Source organism: Lishizhenia sp. (assembly GCF_057456495.1).
In genome coordinates, this window is sequence record NZ_JBVCPV010000226.1 from 1 (window position 1) to 4055 (window position 4055).

Annotated in this window: 3 protein-coding genes; all 3 read left to right on the plus strand. The window is 31.4% G+C overall.

All coding sequences use genetic code 11. From position 1 onward, the window contains the following. Window positions 1–1582: hypothetical protein (locus AC22ZQ_RS12970; RefSeq protein WP_318959189.1), on the plus strand; the 1582-nt coding region annotated here is incomplete at its 5' end. Window positions 1583–1665: 83 nt separating this feature from the next. Continuing rightward, entirely contained in the window at window positions 1666–3093 is a 1428-nt protein-coding gene (locus AC22ZQ_RS12975; RefSeq protein ID WP_318959190.1) for a hypothetical protein, read from the plus strand. Window positions 3094–3217: 124 nt separating this feature from the next. Then, a partial coding sequence (locus AC22ZQ_RS12980) for a hypothetical protein (protein WP_318959191.1) occupies window positions 3218–4055 on the plus strand: 838 nt, incomplete at its 3' end.

Sequence of the window (4055 nt, forward strand, 5' to 3'; positions counted from 1 at the left end):
AATTACACTACTCCTAATCACCGTACTTTCTACGTCAATTATAGCTCAGGAACTATTAAATAATGACCAATTAATAATTACTCAAAAAAGCCGTAAAACGGACCTTTACGGATACTATATAGGGAAAATTGGAGAGTTTTATTACACCTATACCAAGGGAAGTCCAGTTGATAAAAAATCAATTAAACTATCAAAACATACGTTGGACGGAAAGAAAGTGGCGAAAGTAAAAGTTGATGGAAAGGTGAAAGGCTTTTATAAAAGATGCGAACAATCTTGGGATCAAACTGGAGATGATGGTTTTGGAAGAGAATTAAATAGAGATAGCTATAAGATAATAAACGATAAATTATATCACTTTATTCCTGATGAGGATAAAGATGCCTATACAAGAAGATTGTGGGTTGAAAGAATTAACCTTGAAACATTAGAAGCATCAAAACCCGAATTATTGTTTGAAACCAAAACAGATATTAAAAACTTCAACCGTTCACGTTATACGGAATTCAGTTTTCAAATCGAACAAGATTCCCAAAATGATAAATTACACCTGTTAATAATCTATTGTTATTTTAGAGAAGGTGGTACCACTGCTTTTTGTAAAATTGATGGTGATAAATTTATTAAAATTGAAGCAAATTTTGAAAGTAAAAAGAAAAAAAAGGAACTATACATCCCTAGTAATTCACTTTCAATAAATAACGATGAATTCAGTTTTCCTGTAATTGAATATAATTCTGATGATGAAAAGGTTTTACAGTATTATTCTTTCAAATCAAAATCAAAAAAAATAACTCAAACTACTTTATTTGAGAATTTGAAATTTGAAAAATTTGAAAAATTAATAAACGGCTCTCAGCATTTTCTTTTTAAAGATAAAGAAATCAGGTATCATGGTTTTTGTAGAGTGACAGAAGATGGAGAGTCAACAGTCTATTATTTCTCTAAAACATATAATACACAAACAAAAGAAACTACAGAATATGAAGTTGAAGTTCCAGGTTTAACAAAGGAAACTTACATGAATAAAGAAGAAAAGTCATACCTCGACAAACGTTTTAACTATGGGGATGAAGAAATCAATTCAAACCCGTTCAATTTAACGTTATGCGAAACCTTGTTTGATGAAAAAGGAAATATGTATTTAATCGGAGAATTCAGTGATCCTTATAAAATTCGATACTCTACAGATAGTAGACTGGTATACTACGATTTACGAGGTGATTATTTCATATACAAGGTAAATTCTGACCAATCATTAAATTTAATCTCCATTTATGACTTATATAATTCTACACATTATAGTGGGTACAGAACACCATTAATCACCATTCATAATAATCAAATCTTCTTTGTTGGTTATAACCTTGAGACTCCAACAAGTATTTCTTTTGGTAAAAAATGTATTGAGATTGCAGCGTGTGATTTATCAACAAAACAAGTTGAATTGATTCATAGAGTGCCAAATTCCGAATTTTCATTTCAAAGAATTTATGATTACAACGAATTTGTCAATGGAAAAGGATCCATTAGCATTTCAAAAATGAATAAAACGAAGCAATTAGAAGTTGAATTGAAATAAAGACAGGCTTCCTTATACTAAAAAGCACAACCCCTTGAGTTGTGCTTTTTTTTTTAATTTCACGCCGAACCTAAATTATAAAAATGAAAAAAGTACTATTACTAGGATTAACCGCACTATTCACCACCACTGCATCCCTTGGACAAGAAAAAGGAGCCGCTTTAGGAATTGACGTTGAAGTAAAGGAATACAAAACAGGTAGAGCAACTACCAACTTTGGAAGTATAGATGGAAAACAATACGCCCAAGGTAAATCGGGATTTGTATTATACTTCTTCCCTATTGCCATGCACACACTTCTTAATAAAAAGGAAAATGGACAGGTACTAAAGTCCGTGAAACTTGAAGATAAAAACCAGTATTTCAAGAGGAAAAAGTTTGAGGTAACTAAATTTTTCACCATTGGTGAAAACATCGTAGAAATTGTACCGAGATATGATGAGAACGCTTCAAGATACACTATTTATGCGGAAGCTTTTAACCAAAGTTTGAAGAGTGTAGAACTCGGTGAAATTTATGCAACCAAATTCAGAGAAGACACAAGATTTGGACTATCCTACGACCAATACGATGAGAAACTATTGATAAAAATCTCAAAGTACCAAAACAAAGAGTTAGTTTCTATTACATGTTTATTGGTAGATCAAGACTTGGAAACTGAAGAGATTATTGAAGTAAACACCGAGGAAGATGGAACTTTCACGGGTTCTACCTCTCATATTTCATCTGACAAGGAAGATTTTAGATACGCAATATCAACGAATCAAAAGGATGACGAGCTGGGAGGAATATGTTACCAAATAGACCTAAAAAATGGACGTGACACAGATTTAGAATTAGACTTTTCTGAACTTGAAGAGAAAAAAAGTCACATTTCCTCAAGGGTTCGCGATAACAAGTTATACGTATTCGGATTTAGTAAAGTAGAAAAGGGTAAACAAATATTGGATGAGTACTTTACGCAAATTTACGACCTTGAAACCAAAAAACGTATAGCGTATTCTACCCATGAGCTTGATCCTGAATTTATCATTGAAAATGAAATTGATGCGTATAAAAAAACGTATCAGAAAGCAATAGACAATGAAGAATATAAAAGTGCACGTACCCTCAACATCGTTCAAACTAGATTTTTAGATAATGGAAACATACTCCATATTGCTACAAATTATGGGTACAATACAATGCAACAAATTTTTGTATTCCTCCTTAATGAAAACGGAGAACTTATTAAAAAGACTTCCTTTCCACTTAGACAATATGCGGGACAAGCAGCATTTGGAATAAAAAGTTATAGGGATGGAAGCGAGCTTAAACTTTGCTACATGGATAGAGAAGGTTTAAGAGCGAGAACCATTGATTTAAAAACATTAGAATCTGAAACTGCACCTTTATTGGCATATAAAAAATTCAGTGGATATAACTACACTTCAATTTATACAAAAGAGAATGAAATCATTGTACAGGGAGTTAAGTTATCTAAAGAACAATCCATACATATTACATTTTAGTTCTTCTAACATAAAATAACCAAAGCCAATTCAAACTTTTGAATTGGCTTTTTTCATCTCAAAAACTTGACAAAAGTTCACCTTTAGCTTATTTTCACCAACTTAATAACTAACAATTTAAATCATGAAGAAATTACTCTTCAGTGTAGGTTTAATTTCTGCACTAAGTTTTCAAACAAATGCTCAAACTAACCAAGTTCTTGACGCCACCTTTAAAGTCAATGAAGATCCAAATTTCAACTTCACCTCTACTTTAGGAGAAATTGATGACGCCGTTTTCGATTACTATTATGACGGTAAATCAAAATTTCTCGCGAAATACAAAAATGGGAAAGAAGTAAAATCGCTGGAGTTAGAAAAGAAAACTTCTAAATTCAAACGAAATGCTTTTAGGGGAAGAGACTTTTTCTTTTTAGCTGATGATCACATTTTTGAAGTGGTGATGAACAGAGATAAGGATGATAAAAATTATTATATCGTTAGTTACGATAGTAACTTAAAAGCGAGCAGACCCACATTACTTCTTACTACTACTGGAAAAGTTCGTTTTACAGAAGGTTCAGAAAATTTAATTGTCATTGAAGAAACAGCGTATTCAACAACTGGCTTTGAAATGAACATTTCTAAAATTGACGCAAATTTAGATTTACAACTTGTTGAAAAGGTTAAAATTGATAAAGCCTCTGGAAACAATTTCAATTTAAATGATTTAAAAGTTGTCGATAATCAATTAGCATTTATTGGTGTAGAAACGAATGACGATGATGAATTAATTCGCTCTGAATTTTTCAAATATGACTTAAATACAGACCAAGAAACTCGCTTTGACATTGATTACAAAGCTTTGAATCAAAACATTTCTGATTACAGATTTAATATTATTGGAAATAAACTATTAATTAAAGGTTTCATGGGAGAAGAGCCTAAGAAAAAATTCTTAGGAGGAGTATTTACTTACAACT